The following is a 20,316-nucleotide window of genomic DNA, read 5'->3' as shown; positions in this document are numbered from 1 at the left end:
ATACGAACGCAGCGTCACCGGTGTCAATAGGCACTTGACGACAGCGCTGTCATCGTGATCCATAGCGGCAATAAAATATATCAGAGAAGAAGCGCCTCATGTCCCATCGTCCCCTTTTGAAGGGCGCCGCCTCCATGGCCGTCCTGTTTCTGGCTCTCAGCGCTAATGCTTACGCCGCTGAAAAAGCGCCGGTCGTCCATCCGAAACTATGGCCCATCGCCAAGTCGCCGATTGGTCTCGACCCGGCTATGGAAAAGCGCATTACCGACATGCTGGCGCAGATGTCGATCGAGGAAAAGGTCGGTCAGGTCATCCAACCGGAATGGAAGTCGATCAAGCCGGAAGAGGTGACGCAGTATCATATCGGCTCGATCGAGAACGGCGGCGGCGCGGTGCCCGGCGGCAATAAGCACTCAACCGTCAAGGATTGGGTCGATCTGATCGAACCCTATTATCAGGCCTCGGTAGCGCCGGGGCAAAAAGTGACCATTCCGCTGATCTGGGCGTCGGATGCCGTCCACGGCCACAATAATGTCTATGGCGCCACGCTCTTCCCGCACAATATCGGCCTGGGCGCGGCACACGATCCCGATCTTCTGCGGCGCATCGGCGAAGCCACCGCCGCCGAAGTGCGCTCGACCGGCATGGACTGGTCGTTTGCCCCCACCATCGCCGTGGCGCGCGATGACCGATGGGGCCGCACCTATGAGAGCTATTCGGAAGACCCGAAAATCGTTTCGCAATATGCCGCCGCAATGGTTTCCGGTATTGAGGGGGCTGGCCCAACCTTCCTTGATGATCACCACGTTATTTCCACCGCCAAGCATTTCCTCGGCGACGGCTCAACCGATGGCGGCCGCGACCAGGGCGAATCGTCGGTCTCCGAGGCCGACCTCGCCCGCCTGCACGGTGCGGCCTATGTCGATGCCGTCAATGCCGGCACGCAATCGGTCATGGCCAGTTACAACTCGTGGCATGGCGTCAAGATGCACGCCAACAAGGACCTGATGACCGGTGTGCTGAAAGGCCGGATGGGCTTTGACGGCTTCATCATGGGCGACTGGAATGCCCACGGCCAGATACCCGGCTGCACCAACAGTGATTGCGCCACCGCCTTCAATGCCGGACTAGATATCTTCAATGCGCCGCAGGACTGGAAGGCGCTGCACGGCAATCTGGTGCGTGAGGTGAAAGACGGCAGCATTTCGATGGCGCGGCTTGATGACGCCGTGCGCCGGATATTGCGGGTGAAATTCCGCGCGGGTGTGTTCGATCAGCCCTCGCCCGCCAACCGCCCGGACACCTTCAAACCGATCGGCACGACTGAGCACCGTGCCATCGCCCGCGAGGCCGTGGCCAAGTCGTTGGTGCTGCTGAAAAACGATGGCGTGTTGCCGCTGAAAGCCGGCGCTACAGTGCTGATCGCCGGTGATGGCGCCGATAATATCGCCATGCAGTCCGGCGGCTGGACGCTTTCCTGGCAGGGCGCCGACAACACAAATGCTGATTTCCCTGGCGCGACCTCGATCTATGAAGGCCTGAAAAGCCAGATCGAAGCCGGAGGTGGACAGGCGCTGTACAGCCCGGACGGCACCGCGCCGCAAAAGCCGGACGTCGCCATCGTCGTCTTCGGTGAGACGCCCTATGCCGAGTTCATGGGCGACCAGTCGGATGTGGCTTTGCACCACGACAACAGTGAATCGCTCGACCTGATCAAAAAGCTGAAAGCGCAGGGCGTTCCGGTCGTGGCGGTGATGCTGTCGGGCCGCCCGCTTTACGTTAATCCGCAGATCAACGCCGCCAATGCCTTTGTCGCCGCCTGGTTGCCGGGGTCTGAGGGCGAAGGTATCGCTGATGTGCTGACCGGCAAGTCGGACTTCACCGGCAGGCTCAGCTTTTCGTGGCCGAAGCGCCCCGACCAGACGCCTTTGAACGTGGGCGACAAGAATTACGATCCGCAGTTCGCCTACGGCTACGGCCTGAGTTACGCCGCTCCTGCCGAAACGCCGCAACTGCCGGAAGTCGCCGACACCACAAAATACGGCGAGAAGAATGTCTATTTCAGCAAGGGTATGGCCTGGAACGGCTATAAAATAACTCTCGCCGACAGCGATCAGCATCGCATGGAATATGTCGGCACTCAGACGACAATCTACGGCACGGCGGCCTTGACGGTCTCCCCGCAGGCGGATGGCGCGATCAAGGGCGTATGGAATGGTAAGGCCGGGGCCGCGCTCGAAGTGGGGGCTGACAAGCCGTCCGATATCGCCCGCGAAGCCAATGGCGCGATGATGATTGCGCTGACATTACGGGTGAATGCCGCCCCCTCCGGTGAGGTGCGTCTGGGCGTCGGCTCGGCATCGGTTCCTGTCACCGGCTGGCTGAAGACCGCCACGGGTTATGCGGTGCTGGCCGTACCGCTGTCGTGCTTCAAGACGCAGGATTTGGCCGCCACGCCGACGGTGGCGCGCATCGAGACCGCCGGAACGCTTGATCTGTCGATCTCGGATATCCGCCTGACGGAAACGAAAGCCGGCGCGGCCTGTCCGGCGGAGTGACTCTTCACTTCTCCTCCCCCGCTTCGCAGGGGAGGAGAAGATGTTACCGCTTCAATTCCGACAGCGCGCAGCCCCTGCACGTGCCGCAACCACTGGCGGGCGTTTCGACCGGTTGCAGCTTCCGGGCAAGGACCGGCAGCCCGGCACGATCAAGCACCCTGGCGCCCTTCATCTGAAGATGATGGCTGAGGTCGGGCATCAGTTTGCGCACCATCTGCACGGCGCAGAAAGCCACAATCGCCGTTATGATCACGGCCTGTAAAACAGCGTACATCATGTCAAAGCCTTCGTAATCTGATAGGTCAGGAACGCGAAAATATAAGCGAGCGTAAACAGATACCCCGCCGTGATGCCGACCATTTTCCACGAATTGGTTTCGCGTTTGATGACCGCCAGGGTGGACAAACACTGCGGCGCGAAGACATACCACGCCATCAGCGACAGCGCCGTGGCCAGCGACCATTGCGACGAGATCAGCGAACCGAGCTGAGACGCCACGGCGTCATCGCTGCCGGACACCGCATAGACCGTGCCCAGCGCCGAGACGGCGACTTCGCGCGCGGCCAAGCCGGGGATCAGCGCCACACAGATCTGCCAGTTGAACCCCACCGCCGAAAACACCGGTTCGATCCAGTGACCGATCATGCCGGCCAGCGAATAGTCGATCGCTGGCCCCGTAGCGCCGACCGGCTTGCCGGGGAAGGTGGTCGTCACCCACAACAGGGTATTGACGGTGAAGATGATGCCGGTGATGCGGCGCATGAAGATCATGGCGCGTTCGCCGAGGCCGATCAGCAGGTTCCTGGCGTGCGGCAGACGATAGGACGGCAGCTCCATGATCAGCGGATGCTCGCTCTTGTCACGCCGGAACAGGGACATGACCAGCGAGACCGTCAACCCACCGATGATGCCGATGATATACATGCCGAACAGGATCAGGCCGCGGAAGCTGATAAAGCCCCACACCTGCTGCTCCGGCACGAAGGCGGCGATCAGCAGGGTATAGACCGGGATGCGCGCCGAGCAGGTCATCAGCGGCGCGATCAGGATGGTGGTGATGCGGTCGCGGACATCATGGATACTCCGCGTGGCCATAATGCCGGGAATGGCGCAGGCATGGCTGGACAACAGCGGAATGAAGGACCGCCCAGTCAGGCCGGCCTTGGACATCAGGTTATCGAGCAGGAAGGCGGCGCGCGGCAGATAGCCGGATTCTTCGAGGATCAGGATAAAGAAGAACAGGATGATGATCTGCGGCAGGAAGACGATGACCGACCCCAGACCGCCGATCAGGGCGTCGGCGATGAAGCTTTTCAGCAGGCCGTCGGGCAGGGTTTCGGTGACGAAGCCGCCCAGCCATGCCATGCTGGCCTCGATGAAGTCCATAGCCGGCGTCGCCCAGGTGAAAACCGCCTGGAAAACCACGAACATGATGACGATCAGGATCGGGATGCCGAGGAACGGATTGAGCAGGATGCCGTCGAGCCGGTCGTCGATCAGAGACGTGCGCTGCGGCATCATCACCGAGGCGTCGAGGATACGGCGGACGTCCTTATGCAGGTCACCGGTTTCCTTGATCTCCGGCACATGCGGCGCCACATTGGCATCGAGGTGCGCCACCAGCGCGGCGGTGCCGTTGGCTTTCACAGCGATAGTCTCGATGACCCTGACGCCGAGTTCTGCTTCCAGCTTCGCCGTATCGATGGTGATGCCGCGCTTGCGGGCGGCGTCCATCATATTGAGCGCCAGGATCATCGGCCGGCCGAGACGCTTGACCTCCAGCACGAAGCGCAGATGCAGGCGCAGATTGGTGGCGTCGGCCACGCAGACGATCAGGTCCGGCATGGTTTCGCCCGGTCGGCGGCCGAGGCAGATGTCGCGCGTGATGATCTCGTCCGGCCCCATGGCGTCGAGGCTGTAGGTACCGGGCAGATCCAGCACCTGCACCTTGCGGCCCGACGGCGCATGGAAGAAACCTTCCTTGCGCTCGACGGTGACGCCGGCATAGTTGGCGACCTTTTGCCGGGCGCCGGTAAGCTGGTTGAAAAGCGCCGTCTTCCCGCAGTTCGGGTTGCCGACAAGCGCGATGGTCATGCTGTCCATTTTACGCCGCCCGCTCCACAGTGACGCGCGCGGCTTCCGAGCGGCGCAAGGCAAAGCGCGTAAAGCCGATCTGGATCAGCAGCGGGTCGGCGCCAATGGGTCCGCGACCGACCACCTTGACCGGCTCGCCATCGACAAACCCCAGTTCACGCAGGCGGTTGCTGATCAGATCTCCATCATGGATATCGACCACGCCGGTCACGAGGGCGGAGGCAAAGGCGGGCAGTTCGGTCAGTTTCATAGTCTCTCACTCTTACGATGAGAATGATTATCATTTATGACCGGGACAGGTCAAGACATTGCGTATGAATCGCAAAACCTGCGGCAATTTGCCCCTTCCACCTGATATAGGATTCGGACGAGATTGAGGCGATAATGCAAATTATTCGCAAAATTCAGCTTGCAATTAAGAATGGTTCGCAATAACAAGCTACGGACAGCCGCCTCCCCGGCCTAATCTGAGAGAAGAACTAATGTCCTCCATCCGCAGCCGTAAGCATACGGTAAATCCATACGCACTCGCCCTGAATGTGACCTTGGCCGCCACCGCCCTGGCTCTTCCCGTAACAGCTATGGCCGATGCGGCCGCCGATGGCTCCACCCATGTTCTGGTCAAGGGCGACCGCCGCGCGCCCTACAAGACAGACACGTCCGCCAGCAAGAAGGCGACGGCCGACCTGATCGACACACCGCAAACCATTCAGATGATCGGCAAGGAAATCATCAGGGAACAGGGCGCCACCACCCTGACCGAAGCCCTGCGCAACTCGGCGGGCGTCGGCACCTTCTATCTCGGCGAAAACGGCAATACCTCGACCGGCGACGCCGTTTATATGCGTGGCGCGGACGCCTCAGGCAGCATCTTTGTTGATGGGGTGCGCGATGTCGCCTCGGTATCGCGCGATGTCTTCAATATCGAATCCGTCGAAGTGCTCAAAGGCGCTGCCGGCACCGATGTCGGCCGCGGCTCGGCCACCGGCGCCATCAACCTCTACAGCAAGCACGCCGCTCCGCATGACTTCTATAACGGCTCTGTATCTGCCGGCGGCGGTGACTTCAGCCGCGCCACGGCAGACCTGAACTGGAAGCTGGCTGAAACCGCCGCCCTGCGCCTGAACCTGATGGCCCAGGACGCCGGCGTCGCCGGCCGCGATGAGATCAGGAACAAACGCTGGGGCGCCGCCGCATCGCTCGGCTTCGGACTCGGCACGAACACACGCTATTTCCTCGATGTCATGCACGTCGATCAGGATAACACGCCCGATGGCGGCGTTTTTACCATCGGTCTGCCCGGCTATTCCTCGCCGGACGATATCAACAAGCCCGGTTACCGCGACTTCCTTAACGATGCCGCGCCGGTCAATCCGAAAAACTTTTACGGCACAAAGGATGATTTTGACGACATCCAGACCGACGTGCTCACGTTCATGGTCGAGCATGATTTCAATAACGGCCTGCATCTAAGCAACACAACGCGCTGGAGCCAGACCAGCCAGGACTATCAGCTCAGCGCGATCATGGGACAGGCGGCAACCAGCACGCGCCCCCTGCTGACGCCCAATCCCGCCGATCCTTCGACCTGGACCCTGACGCGCCTGGTCAACAACAAGGACGCCACCAACACCATGTTGACCAACCAGACCAATGTGCAGGCACGTTTCACCACGGGCGGTCTGGAGCACAGTCTGAGCAGCGGCCTGGAGCTGATCAGCGAAGAACAGGAAAACCTGTCCTTCGACAGCACCGCCGCCGGCGCCTATCCGGCCGTCAGCGTTTACAATCCTGACGCCAATGTCGGCGGCTATACGCGCAAGCATAGCGGCGCCTATACCGACGGCAAAACCGATACGATCGGCCTCTATGTCAATGACACCATCCGGTTCAGCGAAGCCTGGCAGGTCAGCGCCGGCCTGCGCCTGGATCACTACAAGACCGAATATACCAGCATGGCGGTCGATGGCACACCCACCCGCTATGAAGCCGAGGACGATCTGGTGACCGGCAAGTTCGGCGTGGTGTACAAACCCGCCGCCAATGGCAGCGTCTATGCGTCCTACGCCATCACCCAGCAACCGCCGGGCGGCTCGAACTTCACCCTGGCCGCCGGCGACTCGGCCAATGCCAACAACCCGAACGTTGATCCGCAAAAAGCCGAGACATCGGAAATCGGCGCCAAATGGGACTTGCTGCACAAACGCCTGTCGCTGACCGGCGCGTTTTACACCACCCGTTTTTCCGACGCCATCGCCACCGATACCGACGGCACCTTCTACCGTACCGGCGAAAAAAGCACATCGGGCATCGAACTGGGCGTCGTCGGCCAGATCAATCCGCACTGGAATATCAGCGCCGGTTACACGATCATGGACACCAAGGTGAAGAACCAGGCCCTCGTGACCGCCGATGGCTCGGCCGATCTCGCCTACAGCCCGACGGACGCCTTCACGCTGTGGACGACCTACGCGCCCAGCAAGCGCTTCACCATTGGTGGCGGCGCGCGCTATAACGGCGAAATGAAGCGCGGCAAAGACGGCGCCGTCGGCACGCCTGCCTTCGTCAAGTCCTATGTCGTCTTCGACGGCGTGGCGACGTACCAGCTCACGCAGCGGGTCCAGCTTCAGCTCAACGCCTATAATCTGCTCGACACAACCTATGTGGCGGCGATCAACAAGTCCGGCTATCGCTATACGCCGGGCACGCCGCAGACCTTCCGCCTCACGGCGAACGTCAGTTTCTAAGACGGCGGCAATTGTAATAAGACCTGTGAGGCCCTGGCGAACATACGCCGGGGCTTCCCCTATGATACGAGGCTAGATATGATGCTGCATGTCCCCCACGTCCTGACCGCCCAACATGTCCGCCAGATGCGCGCGGCCCTCGATAAGGCAGATTGGCTGGACGGCCGCGCCACGGTTGGCGAGCAGGGCGCCCGTGTGAAGAACAACCGGCAACTGCCGGAGTACAGCGCCTTCAGCCGCGAACTCGGCCAGATCGTGCTCGACGCCGTGAACGCCAGCGACCTGTTTTTCGCCGCCGCCCTGCCGAAACGCATCGTGCCGCCCCTGTTCAACCGTTATGAAGACGGGGAAACCTACGGCCTGCATGTCGATGGCTCAATGCGCCGGGTGCCCGGCGAAGATGGCTGGCTGCGCACCGATCTGTCCTGCACGCTTTTCCTGTGCGATCCGGATGAATACGATGGCGGCGAACTGGAGGTGGTCGATACCTACGGCGCGCATGAGGTCAAGCTGCCGGCCGGCGACCTGATCCTTTACCCGTCAACCAGCCTGCATCAGGTGACGCCGGTGACGCGCGGCGCAAGGGTGTGTTCGTTTTTCTGGCTGCAAAGCCTGGTGCGCGACGGCACTCAGCGGCAACTGTTGTTCGATCTGGATATGAATATCCGCAAGCTGCGTGCGCAACTGGGCGATACGCCTGAGGTGCTGAGCCTGACTGCGCACTATCACAACCTTATGCGCCAGTGGGCGGAAGCGTAACAACCTCTTCTCCCCATTTCTCAAATGGAGAGGAGAGTTATGGAAACAAAAAGCTCGTTGTCGCGTCTACGATCGCCTTCAAATCCTCGCGGCTGGCGCCGGCGCGGGCGCGCACGGCCAGACTGGAGGTCAGCGAGGTGATCATCTGCGACATCACCTTCGGGTCCTGGTTGGAACCGATGTGTCCCATCTCCTGCGCCTTGGTAAAGAAGTGCTCGAAACGGGCGTCGAATTCCTCGATCGTGCCCTGCAAAACGCTCATGATCGATTCATGGCGCGGGGCTTCATTGAGCGCCGTACACATGAAGGCGCAACCGAGACAGTCTTCCGTCTCGCCGGTATAGGACGAAATCATCACGTCGAAATAGCGATTGACGATGCCGCGCAGATTGTCGCCCGGGCCATTGCATTGCAGCACCGTGTCGAGTTGACCGCTGATGCCGTTGCGATAGCGCTCCATCGCCTTGAGATAGAGCGCTTCCTTGTCGCCGAAGGTCGCGGCGAGTGAGGGACGGCTGACGCCGGTGGCGGCGGAAATATCATCGAGCGAAGTATTGGCGAAACCGCGCATCCAGAACAGTTCGAGCACGGTTTCCAGCACGACATCCGGATCGAAGGCGCGCGGGCGGCCGCGTTTGCGCGGCGTTTCACAGGCGCAGGCCTCGACATCGGTTCCCTGGCCGCCGCAGGTGACATCAGGCAGCTCAAAAGTCTTCAGATCATCCAAGACACGCAACTCCTAACCAAAAGCTTTGCCTGTTTTTGGCAGTTGCCACTTTCTGGCACGCCGACAGACTAAGCATTTTTTCCCTGTCGCGCAAAGCCCCAAAACAAGAAGGCGATAAGCGCTTGAAGGCACATTAACATATTTATTTGCGATGTCGCATAAAAATATGTTTACAAAATGACAGGGCAGGGTTATTTAAATGCGACGCCGCATTAAATTAGGTCAGCGCCGCAGAAGCGCAATCCCGATTTTAGGCCCACTGTACGCGTTCCCCCCTCCCCATTCCTTTCTCCCCAAAGGATCTCCGCTATGTTCGACCCCGTTCTCTCCTCCATCAAGCTTGACCGCTACCGCAAGTTCCTCGTCGCCGGCGCCGTGTCGCTGACCGTTTTAGCCGCCGCCGGTATCGGCACCGCCCTCTCGACTCAGGCTGCCAACCAGCCGGCCGCCGCCGCCCCGACTCCGGTCACCGTCTCTGTCGTCTCTACGCAAAACGTCGCCCAGTGGACCGACTTCTCCGGCCACCTCGAAGCGGTCGATCGCGTCGAGATTCGCCCGCGCGTCGCTGGCGCCATTAAGGCCATCCACTTCCGCGAAGGCGCTCTGGTCAAGGCCGGCGACCTGCTGGTCACCATCGACCCCGCGCCCTTCCAGGCCGAAGCCGCCAAGGCCCAGGCCGAGGTTTCCGCCGCCAACGCCCGCCTGACGCTCGCCACCTCCGAACAGGCCCGCGCCCAGCGTTTGTGGGCCGATCACGCCATCGCCCAGTCGGAACTGGAAAGCCGCACCAATGACCTGAAGGCGGCCCAGGCCAATCTCGATGCCGCGCGCGCTTCGGCGCAATATGCCAACCTCAATCTCAGCTATACGCAGGTCCGCGCGCCGGTTTCCGGCCGTGTTGGCCGCATTGAGGTGACCGTCGGCAATCTGGTCGGTTCCGGTCCGCAGGCCTCCGTACTGACCACGCTCGTTTCGGTCAGCCCGATCTATGCCAGTTTCGACGCCGACGAAGAAGTCATCCACACCACCATCGCCGATCTGGGCTCGACCTCGCTGGAAACCATTCCCGTAACCGTCGAAGCCGATGGCGGGGAACCGATTGACGGCCACCTGCAACTGATCGACAACCAGTTCGACGGCACCAGCGGCACCTTGCGCGCCCGCGCTGTCTTCCAGAATACCGAAGGCAAGCTGATCCCCGGCCAGTTCGTCCGTGTCCATATGGGCGCGGCGCAGGAAAAGCCGGCCCTGCTGGTTTCGGAGCTGGCGGTCGGCACCGACCAGAGCAAGCGCTTCGTCTATGTGGTGGGCGCCGATCACAAGGTCGCCTATCGTGAAGTGACGCTCGGCGGCACGGCCAATGGCCTGCGCATCGTCACCTCCGGCCTCAAGGATGGCGAACGCATCATCGTCAGCGGCATCCAGCATGTCGGCCCCGGCTCGGTGGTTTCCGAAACCGTCGCCGCGATGGACGCGAAAGCCAAGCCGGAAGCCTAAGTTTAGTCAGCAAGACACCCCGCCACCACGCCTCAAGTGAGGCGCGGCCCCCCTCCCCGACAAGTGGGGAGGTACAGAATTCACCAATCTTTTGTTCCTCCCCGCTTGTCGGGGAGGGGGACCATTCCGCCTTCGGAATGGTGGTGGGGTGTCTTGCTTCAAATTTCGCCCAACAAAGGGGCCACACATGAACCTCTCCAAATTCTTTATCGACAGGCCGATCTTCGCCGGCGTGCTGTCCCTGCTGTTCCTCGTGGCAGGCCTGCTCAGCTTGCGTGTCCTGCCTGTCTCCGAATATCCGGAAGTCGTGCCGCCGCAGGTCGTGGTCCACGCCATGTATCCCGGCGCCTCGCCGGCCGTCATCGCCGCTACCGTCGCCTCGCCTATCGAAGAGGCGGTCAACGGCGTCGAGAACATGCTCTACATGTCCTCGCAGGCCACCGCCGACGGTCAGATGACCCTGACCGTCACCTTCAAGCTCGGCACCAATGCCGACCTGGCGCAACAGATGGTGCAAAACCGCGTGTCGCAGGCCGAAGCCCGTCTGCCGGCGGATGTCCGCGCCCTCGGCATCACCACGCAGAAAAGTCAATCCTCGCTGCCGCTGGTCGTCCACCTGACCTCGCCCAACGGCCGCTATGACGTCAACTACCTGCGCAACTACGCCCTGCTGCACGTCAAGGATCGCCTGCAAGCCATCAAGGGCGTCGGGCCGATCCAGATGTTCGGCGGCGGCGAATACGCCATGCGCGTCTGGCTCGATCCGCAAAAGGTCGCCGAACGCGGCCTTTCCCCATCTGACGTCGCCGACGCCATCCGCTCGGAAAACGTCCAGGCCGCGGCCGGCGTCATCGGCGGTTCCCCCGGCATCCCCGACCTGACCCTGCAACTGTCGGTCAACGCACAAGGCCGCCTCTCGACCGAAGAAGATTTCCGCAACATCATCGTCAAAACCGGCGCTGACGGCGCCGTCACGCGCCTCGGTGATATCGCCCGTATTGAGATGGGCGCGGCCGACTACGCCCTGCGTTCGCTGCTCGATAACAAGAACGCCGTCGGCATCCCCATCTTTGAAACCGCCGGCGCTAACTCGCTGCAACTCTCGAAAGACGTCCACGACACCATGGACGAACTGAAAAAGGCCATGCCGGAAGGCGTCTCCTACGAGATCGCCTACGACACCTCGGAATACGTCCATGAATCGATCGACTCGGTCATCCACACCCTGCTGGAAGCCATCATCCTCGTCGTCATCGTCGTCATCCTGTTCCTGCAAACCTGGCGCGCCTCGCTGATCCCGTTGCTGGCCGTGCCGGTTTCGGTCATCGGCACCTTCGCCGTGATGCACCTTTTCGGCTTCACCATCAACGCCCTCACCCTGTTCGGCCTCGTGCTCGCCATCGGGATCGTGGTCGATGACGCCATCGTCGTCGTCGAAAACGTCGAGCGTAATATCGAAGCCGGCAAGTCGCCGCGTGACGCCACCTACCAGGCGATGCGCGAAGTCTCCGGCCCGATCATCGCCATCGCGCTCGTTCTGGTCGCCGTCTTCGTGCCACTGGCCTTCATCACCGGCCTCTCCGGCCAGTTCTATCGCCAGTTCTCGCTGACCATCGCCATCTCGACCGTCATCTCGGCCATCAACTCGCTGACGCTTTCCCCGGCCCTCGCCGCCCTGCTCCTGAAAGGCCACAATGCCCCCAAGGACGGCGTGACCCGCTTCATGGATCGCTGGCTGGGCGGCTTCTTCGGCGCCTTCAACCGCACCTTCAAGAAGTCCTCGGAATCCTATGGCCGCAGCGTCGGCAAGATTGCCGGCCGCAAGGGCCTGATGCTCGGCCTCTATGCCGGTCTGGCGGCGCTCGCCTTCGTCATGTTCCAGATCGTTCCCGGCGGCTTCATCCCGCAGCAGGACAAGGCCTATCTCGTCGGCATGGTCAAGCTGCCCGATGGCGCCACGCTTGATCGCACCGAAGCCGTGGCCCGCAAGGTCTCGGCCATCGCCGCCGCCACCCCCGGCGTCGATCACGCCCTGGCCTTCCCCGGCCTGTCGATCAACGGCTTCACCATCGCCTCCAATGAAGCCGTCGTCTTCATGCCGCTGAAATCCTTCAAGGAACGCAAGGGCGCGGCCCTTTCCGCCGGCGCCATCGCCGGCGCCCTGAACGCCAAGCTCGGCGGCATCCAGGAAGGCTACGCCGTCATGTTCCCGCCGCCGCCCCTCCTCGGCCTCGGCACCACCGGCGGCTTCAAGCTGCAACTCGAAGACCGCGCAGGCCTCGGCTACCAGAAGCTTGACGAAGCCACCAAGGCTTTCATCGCCAAGGCATCGCAAACCAAGGAACTGGCGGGCGTCTTCTCCGGCTATAACATCAACACGCCGCAGCTCTACGCCGATATCGACCGCACCCGCGCCCGCCAGTTGGGCGTCTCGGTCAGCGATATCTTCTCGACCATGCAGATCTACCTCGGCTCGCAATATGTCAACGACTTCAACCGCTTCGGCCGCACCTACAGCGTCCGGGTCCAGGCTGACGCGCCCTACCGCGCCCAGGCCGAAGACATCGGCAAGCTGAAGGTCCGCTCGAAAACCGGCGAAATGGTGCCGCTGGCCGCCGTGCTGAAGGTCGATCCGGTCTCCGGTCCGGTCAATGCCAGCCGCTATAATGGCTACCTGTCCGCCGACATCTCCGGCGGTCCGGCCCCCGGCTATTCGTCCGGCCAGGCCCAGGACGCCATCAAGCGCATCGCCGCCGAGACCCTGCCCGCCGGCATCGACTACGAATGGACCGAACTGACCTACCAACAGATCCTGGCCGGTGACTCGTCCAACCTCGTCTTCGGCCTGGTCATCCTGCTCGTCTTCCTCGTGCTCGCCGCCCAGTATGAAAGCGTCGTCCTGCCGCTGTCGATCATCCTGATCGTGCCGATGGGGCTGATGTCGGCCATGATCGGGGTGTGGCTCTCCCACGGCGACAACAACATCTTCACCCAGATCGGCCTGTTCGTCCTGGTGGGGCTGTCGGCGAAAAACGCCATCCTGATCGTCGAATTCGCCCGCGAACTCGAACTGACGGGGCTTAGTCCGCTGGAGGCCGCCATCCGCGCCAGCCGCCTGCGTCTGCGCCCGATCCTGATGACCTCGATCGCCTTCATCATGGGCGTCCTGCCCTTGGTGATTTCCCAGGGCGCCGGCTCCGAAATGCGCCGCGCCATGGGCCTGGCCGTCTTCGGCGGCATGATCGGCGCCACCGCCATCGGCCTGTTCATGACGCCCTTCTTCTACATCCTGCTGCGCGCCCTTTCCGGCAATCGTCCGCTGAAATCGCACACCTCAACGCTTGAGGGCGAAGGCGAACCCGAAGAGGAGGCTCCGCATGTTCAATATATCGACTAGAGAGGCTAAAATGCCCCGTTTCGCTACCTTAACCCTGGCCGCTCTCCTCCTGACCGGCTGCGCCACCGCCCCGCTGGAAAAAGCCGCCTTCGAGACCCCGGCTGCCTTCGCCGGTAAGACAGCCGAGGCTACACCGGCGCCCGTTCAAGGCACCGCCTGGTGGCTGGTGTTCAATGACGACGTGCTCAATGACCTGACCGCACGCGCCATGCAAAAGAACAACACCATCAAGCTCGCCTCGGCGCATCTTGAGCAGGCGCAGTCCCTGATCCGTTCGTCAAAGGCTGACCTCTGGCCGCAGGCCGGCGTCGGTTACCAAGCGGTTCACGGCGCCAATATCGCCACGCTCAATCCCGGCTCGCAAAAGCCGGCCACGGGTCACGGTCTCGGCGTCGATCTCAGCTATGAGGTCGATCTTTCGGGCCGATTGTCAAAAGCCGCTTCGGCCGCCCGTCTCGATGCTGAAGCCAGCCAGGCCCTGCTGAAGGATACGCAACTCCTGATCCAGTCGCGCGTCGCCGAAAGCTATTTCGCGCTCCGGGCATTGGATGAAGACCGCGCTATTGTCCGCGATACGCTCGTCGCCTATCGCGGCAGCCTAGATGTCACCACCCGTCGCTTCGAAGAAGGCGATGTCGCCGAAATCGACGTGGCGCGGATGCAGGCCGAGGTCGCTTCGACCGAAGCGCAAGCCTCGGCGCTCGACCAACAGCGCGCGCAGGTCGCCCACGCCCTGGCCGTCCTGCTCGGCGAACCGGCCAGCGACTTCGATATCGCCACCGTCGCCTGGTCGAGCGAGCCGTGGGCCGGCGCTGTGCCGGTGATACCTGCCGGCATCCCCGCTGACGTGCTGCAACGCCGCCCCGATGTCACCGCCTCCTATGCCTCGCTTCTGGCGGCGCAAAAGCGTGTCGGCATCGCCAGGGCGGCGTGGTTCCCGACCCTTAGCCTGACCGCTTCCGGCGGTTATGCGTCCGGCGATCTCGGCAATCTGTTCGAGGACACGGCGAAAAACTGGTCGCTGACCGGCATACTGGCGCAGGCTATCTTCGACGGCGGCCGCCGCAATGCCGGCATCGACTACACCAAGGGCGGCCTCAACGCCGCCTTCGCCGATTACCAGCAGAGCACGCTTACGGCCCTCTCCGATGTTGAGGACCAGCTTTCAGACCTGACCTACCTGAAGCAGCAGCAGACGGCGCAGGATCAGGCGGTTTCCGCCGCCAGCCGAGCGCTTGCCATGTCGCAGTCGCGCTATACCAACGGCTCATCGTCTCAGCTTGAGGTCCTCGATGCCCAGCGGCAATTGCTGACCATCCGGCGTCAGGCGCTTAAGGTCCGCGCGGCGCAATATCAGTCCACGGTCGGCCTGATCCGCGCGCTGGGTGGTGGCTGGACAAGCTGACTTCTCTGCAAACCTGAAAACGAAGTCCGGTGTGGTCCCCTCGCCGGACTTCTTCGTGAGTGGATGACATCTACGGATTCTTTTCCGGCCTTCAAGGATATATGATTCAATTGGCGATCCAGTCTGCTACCGACCACCTGTTCGTGTCGGCCATTGACCAACACGCTATTGTCGTGGCATTGGGGAAACGCTTAGCGGACACTGATGTAAACTCAAGTGTAAGCTAACGAGGTTTGCCGACGTTTCTTTTTGGAAAACGTAACATTTCCTGATAGATGCGGGTGTAGCTCAATGGCAGAGCAGCAGCTTCCCAAGCTGACAACGAGGGTTCGATTCCCTTCACCCGCTCCAAGCCTATTTTTATATGTGAGGTTGCATGCAACTTGACTCCAGTTGCGTGTAATTGACTCAAACTACGCTCCTGAGGTGAGTCTGTGGCAGAGTAGTTCACTAAGAAACCGAACTAACAGTCAACCACCTAAGCTTCACGATGATTTTCGTTCTCGAAGCAGGACGGCAATTAGCGCATACCGGACATTTTCTTACGCTAATTGTAGTCGTTCGACCGACCTCGTAGATTGCGGCAGGCCTTCCAACGTAGCAAATTGTGTTTATAGAAATTTTTATGGCATACCGACAATCGTTATGACCTCATGAGAGAAAATGGGCGATGTCTAAGGAATTGCCAAAGATAGGCGCCGAGGGATAACTGTTTTTCAGTGCCCCCGAAGCGGTACTTGAACCGCCAGAGCTTCCCACCCGTGGGCGTTATGACGACCAACAGTCCGCCGTCGTCGTAAAGTTTGTACTTGGTCGCTTGCGGCTTCGCATTGCGCAAAGCGGTATCAGATAGTGCCATTGCGTTTGTCCTAAAAGCAGGACCGCACCGCTGAGAAATCCCCCCAGAAGTCCCCCCAACAAGGGCGAATGCAGGCGAACTCCAGCGGACGGAGTTGAACTCAACGTCTTATAACTAGCACATTTTAAAGGGTTTTTCAATTTTACGCGGACAGCCGCGAACCCCTAGATGGTGCCCAGGAAAGGACTCGAACCTTCACGGCCGTTAAGCCACTGGCACCTGAAGCCAGCGCGTCTACCAATTCCGCCACCTGGGCACTTACTTAGGTGGTAGTCCCCACCGATCTCTCGGCGAAGGCGGCGACCTATAGGGGGAAATATTTCACCGGTCAACGGTTTTGATGACAGTATGCACAAAAGTTTTCGCCCCGCGCTCTTAATCGAATCCTTATTTTTGAAAACACAAAGCCGATCGGTTTTTTACGCCTTCAGTTTTCTTCTGTAACCACCCTGACAGTTGGAGGTCGTCGTGCTGCACACATATCTTCAGACCCTTATTCAACAAGGCACACTGACCGTCCGGATCAATCCCGGCAAGACCTACCACTTCGGCAATCCGATACCAGAACGGCCCGATCTCGACGTCGCCATCTGGATAAACAGCCCGTGGACCGCCTTCAAAATCGGTCTGCATCCTTATCTCTACTTTGGTGAGGCCTTCATGGAGGCCGATCTGGTTGTTGAAAAAGGCACCCTGTGGAACCTGATGGAGCTGGTCGGCCTGAATATGCGCAATGCGCCGGACCGGGGCTGGCTGTCGCGTCTGCTGCATGGCGTCAAGCGCTTCCTGCCCGGCCATTCGCTCAGCGCCTCACGCGCCAATGTGGCGCATCATTACGATCTGTCAGAAAAGCTTTACCGGCTGTTTCTCGATGAGGACATGCAATACTCCTGCGCCTATTTCCCATGTGCGCAGATCTCGCTGGAAGACGCGCAGATCGCCAAGAAGGACCATATCGCCGACAAGCTTTACCTCTCGCCTGGCCAGAGCGTGCTCGATATCGGCTGTGGTTGGGGCGGGATGGCGTTGCATCTGGCCAGGCAGGCGGGCGTCAATGTCACCGGCGTGACGCTTTCAGCCGAACAACTGACGGTGGCCGAACGTCGCGCCACGGCGCCCAGTGTCAATGCGCGGGTGCGCTTCGAGCTGTGCGACTATCGCGAAGTGACCGGCGTGTTCGACCGTATCGTCAGCGTCGGCATGTTCGAGCACGTCGGACTTGCCAACTTCGACGGCTATTTCCAGACTGTCGCCGATCGGTTGAAGGACGACGGCGTGGCGCTGATTCACAGCATCGGCCGGCGCGGCCGGGTGGGTGGGCGTTCGGCCTGGCTCAATAAATACATTTTCCCCGGCGGCTATATTCCGAGTTTACCGGAAATAACGGTGGCCGTCGAAAAATCCGGCCTGTTCATTACCGATATCGAACCCTTACGCCTGCATTACGCCGAAACCCTGCGGCACTGGCGCGAACGCTTCCAGGTGCATCGTGCCGAGATCGCCGCCCTCTATGACGAACGTTTCTGCCGCATGTGGGAATTCTATCTGTGCTATTGCGAACTCGGTTTCCGCTATGGCGATCTGATGGTCTTCCAGGTGCAGTTAGCCAAGCGGCTCGACACCCTGCCGATCACCCGCGACTACATGATGCCGCGCGCTTCAGCCCGCGTGGCCGATAGCGAAGAAACCGACAGTGAAGTCCGCAAAGGCGCCGCCCGTTCCGGCAAGGCGATCCGGCAAGGCGAAGCGCGGTAGAAACAGCGCCACCGTGCGGCGCGGGTTGAAATCGCGCATCGGTATCCGCACGACATCGGGCGCTGCATAGCTATCCGGCATAACGGTGACGCCAACGCCGGCGCCAACCATACTCAGGGCGCGCTCGTCCTGCGCAGTGCGATAAACCAAAGGCGGGCGGACATTGCGATCGGTGAAATACCGGCTGGTTTCGCTAAGGACTTCACAACGCGACCGGACGATCATCGACTCATTGGACAGGTCTTCGCCACGAATAATCCGTTCACCGGCAAGGCGATGATTGACGGATAGCGCCAGTTTGTAGCCCTCCTCGAACAATGGTCTGGATGTCTTGTCATCTACGCGCCGAAGCGACAGCGCATAGTCGAGGCCGCGTTCATCCAGCCGGTTCAGCAGTTCCTGTTCGCTGCCGTCATAAAGATCGAAACGGATGCCGGGGTGCTCGGCCAAAAAGCCGGTCAGTAATCGCGCCACCAGGACGGCAGGCAGGGTTTGCAGGACACCCAGCCGCAGAACGTCGGCCTGTTCGGCCGCGGCGATCTCGGCAGAGGCCATGTTGACCTCGTGCAGGATCGCCTTGGCGCGGGGCAGAAAGCGCGATCCTGCGGTCGTCAAAGAGACGCGCTTGTTATTGCGCACGAATAGCGACACGCCCATCTGGTCTTCCAGCCGCTTGATGCCGGCGGAAAGGCTCGGCTGGGTGATCAGGCAGGCGACGGCGGCCTTGGTGAAGCTGCCGCTTTCAACCACGGCCAGAAAATAGCGCAGAAGATACAGTTCCATGCTCTATCCAGTGACGTTAATTCATAGATATTGTCTATGCACAGAATTGTGACTATCAATTTTCCCCATAGACGCCAAGCGCGTACTATCCTCCCTGTAAAAAGACAGGGACATCATGACCGCCTTCAAAAGCGACATCGATCCGGCCTCGGACGAATTCAAGGCCAATGCCGCCGCCATGACCACCGTGGTCGAAGATCTGCGCGCGCTTTCGGCCAGGATCGCAGCGGGAGGATCACCTTCGGCGCGCGAAAAACATATGGCGCGGGGCAAGCTATTGCCACGGGATCGTGTCGCCGGTCTGATCGATCCCGGTTCGCCGTTTCTCGAATTTTCGGCCCTGGCGGCGCACAAGGTCTATCATGACGAGGTGCCGGCGGCCGGCCTGATCACCGGCATCGGCCGCATCAACGGCGCGGAATGCGTCATCGTCTGCAACGACGCCACGGTGAAGGGCGGCACCTACTATCCCCTCACCGTCAAGAAACACCTGCGGGCGCAGGAGATCGCCCAAACCAACAACCTCCCCTGCGTCTATATGGTCGATTCCGGCGGGGCCAATTTGCCAAACCAGGATGAGGTCTTTCCGGACAAGGACGATTTCGGCCGCATCTTCTTCAACCAGGCGCAGATGTCCGCCAAGCGTATCCCGCAGATCGCCGTGGTCATGGGGTCCTGCACTGCCGGTGGCGCCTATGTGCCGGCTATGTCGGATGAGTCGATTATCGTGCAAAAACAGGGCACGATCTTCCTGGCCGGCCCGCCACTGGTGAAGGCCGCGACCGGTGAAGTGGTCAGCGCCGAAGACCTGGGCGGCGGCGATGTCCATGCGCGGATATCCGGCGTAGTCGATCATCTGGCCGCCAATGACGCCGATGCGCTTCAGATTGCCCGCCGCATTGTCGGCAATCTCAACCGCACGAAAAAGGTCGAACTGGCGACGAAGCCAGTGGTCGGGCCGCTATACGATGCCGAAGAGATTTACGGCATTATTCCCGCTGACACACGCCAGCCCTACGATGTCCGCGAGGTGATCGCCCGGCTGGTCGATGGCTCGGTATTCGATGAGTTCAAGAAACTGTACGGCGAAACCCTGGTGTGTGGTTTCGCGCACCTCTACGGCTATCCGGTCGGCATCATAGCCAATAATGGCGTGCTGTTTTCCGAAAGCGCGCTGAAAGGCACGCACTTTATAGAACTATGCTGCCAGCGCGGCATCCCCTTGATTTTCCTGCAAAACATCACCGGCTTCATGGTCGGCCGACAGTATGAGAACGAAGGCATCGCGCGGCATGGCGCCAAGATGGTCACCGCCGTCGCCTGCGCCAATGTGCCGAAATTCACGGTCATCATCGGCGGTTCCTACGGCGCCGGCAATTACGGCATGTGCGGCCGCGCCTTCGAGCCGCGCTTCCTGTGGATGTGGCCCAATGCACGCATCTCGGTCATGGGCGGCGAGCAGGCGGCCAATGTGCTGGCCACGGTCAGGCGCGACGGCATAGAAGCCAAAGGCGGCCAGTGGAGCGCCGCGGAGGAGGCCGCCTTCAAGGCGCCGATCCGCGACACCTACGAGGCCCAGGGCCACCCCTATTATGCCTCAGCCCGCCTGTGGGATGATGGGGTCATCGATCCCGCCGATACACGGCGCGTTCTGGGGCTGGGACTATCCGCCGCATTGAATGCAGCCATTGCACCCACCACCTTTGGTGTCTTCAGAATGTAACCGCCGAATAGG

At 60.9% G+C, this 20,316-nt stretch carries 14 protein-coding genes and 2 tRNA genes; 9 read left to right on the top strand and 7 right to left on the bottom strand.

Annotated elements, in window-relative coordinates; translation table 11 throughout:
• Nucleotides 1–98 precede the first annotated feature (98 nt).
• The gene (locus VL130_RS06305) at nt 99–2,558 is read left to right on the top strand and encodes a glycoside hydrolase family 3 protein (RefSeq protein ID WP_325361888.1); all 2,460 of its coding nucleotides are present in this window, start codon (nt 99–101) and stop codon (nt 2,556–2,558) included.
• Between the two features lie 43 nt (nt 2,559–2,601).
• Here the strand turns inward: VL130_RS06305 and VL130_RS06300 are convergent, their stop codons facing one another.
• The 3 genes from VL130_RS06300 to VL130_RS06290 are packed head-to-tail and all read right to left on the bottom strand — an operon-like array spanning nt 2,602 to nt 4,902.
• Nucleotides 2,602–2,835, bottom strand: coding sequence for a DUF6587 family protein (locus tag VL130_RS06300; protein WP_325361887.1), 234 nt, complete (start codon nt 2,833–2,835; stop codon nt 2,602–2,604).
• On the bottom strand, nt 2,832–4,661 hold the full coding sequence (gene feoB / locus VL130_RS06295; protein ID WP_325361886.1) for a ferrous iron transporter B: 1,830 nt from the start codon (nt 4,659–4,661) through the stop codon (nt 2,832–2,834). Before feoB ends, VL130_RS06300 begins: the two co-directional genes overlap by 4 nt.
• A 1-nt stretch (nt 4,662) precedes the next feature.
• The gene (locus VL130_RS06290; RefSeq protein ID WP_325361885.1) at nt 4,663–4,902 is read right to left on the bottom strand and encodes a FeoA family protein; all 240 of its coding nucleotides are present in this window, start codon (nt 4,900–4,902) and stop codon (nt 4,663–4,665) included.
• A gap of 232 nt (nt 4,903–5,134) precedes the next feature.
• On the opposite strand from VL130_RS06290, the gene VL130_RS06285 reads away from it, so the two are divergent.
• Nucleotides 5,135–7,399, top strand: coding sequence for a catecholate siderophore receptor Fiu (locus VL130_RS06285; protein ID WP_325361884.1), 2,265 nt, complete (start codon nt 5,135–5,137; stop codon nt 7,397–7,399).
• Nucleotides 7,400–7,477: 78 nt separating this feature from the next.
• Nucleotides 7,478–8,158 (top strand): Fe2+-dependent dioxygenase, encoded by a 681-nt coding sequence (locus VL130_RS06280; RefSeq protein WP_325361883.1) that lies wholly within the window; start codon nt 7,478–7,480, stop codon nt 8,156–8,158.
• A 37-nt stretch (nt 8,159–8,195) separates the two neighbouring features.
• On the opposite strand, the gene VL130_RS06275 is transcribed toward VL130_RS06280, so the two are convergent.
• Nucleotides 8,196–8,885, bottom strand: coding sequence for a TetR/AcrR family transcriptional regulator (locus VL130_RS06275; RefSeq protein WP_325361882.1), 690 nt, complete (start codon nt 8,883–8,885; stop codon nt 8,196–8,198).
• Nucleotides 8,886–9,194: 309 nt separating this feature from the next.
• Between VL130_RS06275 and VL130_RS06270 the strand changes: the two genes are divergently transcribed.
• The 4 genes from VL130_RS06270 (at nt 9,195) to VL130_RS06255 (ending at nt 15,535) form a co-directional block, all read left to right on the top strand.
• A complete protein-coding gene (locus VL130_RS06270; protein ID WP_325361881.1) occupies nt 9,195–10,382 on the top strand; it encodes an efflux RND transporter periplasmic adaptor subunit in 1,188 nt (395 codons plus the stop codon).
• Between the two features lie 187 nt (nt 10,383–10,569).
• Nucleotides 10,570–13,779: a multidrug efflux RND transporter permease subunit gene (locus VL130_RS06265; RefSeq protein ID WP_325361880.1), complete on the top strand. Its 3,210-nt coding sequence runs from the start codon at nt 10,570–10,572 to the stop codon at nt 13,777–13,779.
• A 10-nt stretch (nt 13,780–13,789) separates the two neighbouring features.
• Nucleotides 13,790–15,184 carry an efflux transporter outer membrane subunit gene (locus VL130_RS06260; RefSeq protein WP_325361879.1) on the top strand — a complete coding sequence of 465 codons (1,395 nt, stop codon included), beginning with the start codon at nt 13,790–13,792 and terminating at the stop codon, nt 15,182–15,184.
• Between the two features lie 277 nt (nt 15,185–15,461).
• Nucleotides 15,462–15,535, top strand: a tRNA-Gly gene (locus VL130_RS06255).
• A gap of 292 nt (nt 15,536–15,827) precedes the next feature.
• On the opposite strand, the gene VL130_RS06250 is transcribed toward VL130_RS06255, so the two are convergent.
• Nucleotides 15,828–16,043 (bottom strand): Arm DNA-binding domain-containing protein, encoded by a 216-nt coding sequence (locus tag VL130_RS06250; protein WP_325361877.1) that lies wholly within the window; start codon nt 16,041–16,043, stop codon nt 15,828–15,830.
• 169 nt (nt 16,044–16,212) lie between these two features.
• Nucleotides 16,213–16,299: transfer RNA gene (locus VL130_RS06245), tRNA-Leu, on the bottom strand.
• Nucleotides 16,300–16,511: 212 nt separating this feature from the next.
• Here VL130_RS06245 and VL130_RS06240 point away from each other — a divergent pair.
• Nucleotides 16,512–17,798, top strand: coding sequence for a cyclopropane-fatty-acyl-phospholipid synthase family protein (locus VL130_RS06240; RefSeq protein ID WP_325361875.1), 1,287 nt, complete (start codon nt 16,512–16,514; stop codon nt 17,796–17,798).
• Here the strand turns inward: VL130_RS06240 and VL130_RS06235 are convergent.
• Nucleotides 17,703–18,581, bottom strand: coding sequence for a LysR family transcriptional regulator (locus tag VL130_RS06235; protein ID WP_325361874.1), 879 nt, complete (start codon nt 18,579–18,581; stop codon nt 17,703–17,705). The genes VL130_RS06240 and VL130_RS06235 overlap by 96 nt on opposite strands.
• A 115-nt stretch (nt 18,582–18,696) precedes the next feature.
• Between VL130_RS06235 and VL130_RS06230 the strand changes: the two genes are divergently transcribed.
• A complete protein-coding gene (locus tag VL130_RS06230) occupies nt 18,697–20,304 on the top strand; it encodes a carboxyl transferase domain-containing protein (RefSeq protein ID WP_349255484.1) in 1,608 nt (535 codons plus the stop codon).
• Nucleotides 20,305–20,316 lie beyond the last annotated feature (12 nt).

The sequence above is a fragment of the Asticcacaulis sp. genome, from assembly GCF_035497195.1.
In the GTDB taxonomy this organism is placed as follows: domain Bacteria; phylum Pseudomonadota; class Alphaproteobacteria; order Caulobacterales; family Caulobacteraceae; genus Asticcacaulis.
Note: the sequence above shows the minus strand (reverse complement) of the source record. Positions and strands in the feature narration are given on the sequence as shown.

Excerpts from the sequence above, each read along its gene's own strand:
- VL130_RS06285 (WP_325361884.1), top strand. The coding sequence starts at position 5,135 with ATGTCCTCCATCCGCAGCCGTAAGCATACGGTAAATCCATACGCACTC.
- VL130_RS06290 (WP_325361885.1), bottom strand. The coding sequence starts at position 4,902 with ATGAAACTGACCGAACTGCCCGCCTTTGCCTCCGCCCTCGTGACCGGC.
- VL130_RS06280 (WP_325361883.1), top strand. The coding sequence starts at position 7,478 with ATGATGCTGCATGTCCCCCACGTCCTGACCGCCCAACATGTCCGCCAG.
- VL130_RS06270 (WP_325361881.1), top strand. The coding sequence starts at position 9,195 with ATGTTCGACCCCGTTCTCTCCTCCATCAAGCTTGACCGCTACCGCAAG.
- VL130_RS06265 (WP_325361880.1), top strand. The coding sequence starts at position 10,570 with ATGAACCTCTCCAAATTCTTTATCGACAGGCCGATCTTCGCCGGCGTG.
- VL130_RS06305 (WP_325361888.1), top strand. The coding sequence starts at position 99 with ATGTCCCATCGTCCCCTTTTGAAGGGCGCCGCCTCCATGGCCGTCCTG.
- VL130_RS06235 (WP_325361874.1), bottom strand. The coding sequence starts at position 18,581 with ATGGAACTGTATCTTCTGCGCTATTTTCTGGCCGTGGTTGAAAGCGGC.
- VL130_RS06300 (WP_325361887.1), bottom strand. The coding sequence starts at position 2,835 with ATGATGTACGCTGTTTTACAGGCCGTGATCATAACGGCGATTGTGGCT.
- VL130_RS06260 (WP_325361879.1), top strand. The coding sequence starts at position 13,790 with ATGCCCCGTTTCGCTACCTTAACCCTGGCCGCTCTCCTCCTGACCGGC.
- VL130_RS06250 (WP_325361877.1), bottom strand. The coding sequence starts at position 16,043 with ATGGCACTATCTGATACCGCTTTGCGCAATGCGAAGCCGCAAGCGACC.
- VL130_RS06230 (WP_349255484.1), top strand. The coding sequence starts at position 18,697 with ATGACCGCCTTCAAAAGCGACATCGATCCGGCCTCGGACGAATTCAAG.
- feoB (WP_325361886.1), bottom strand. The coding sequence starts at position 4,661 with ATGGACAGCATGACCATCGCGCTTGTCGGCAACCCGAACTGCGGGAAG.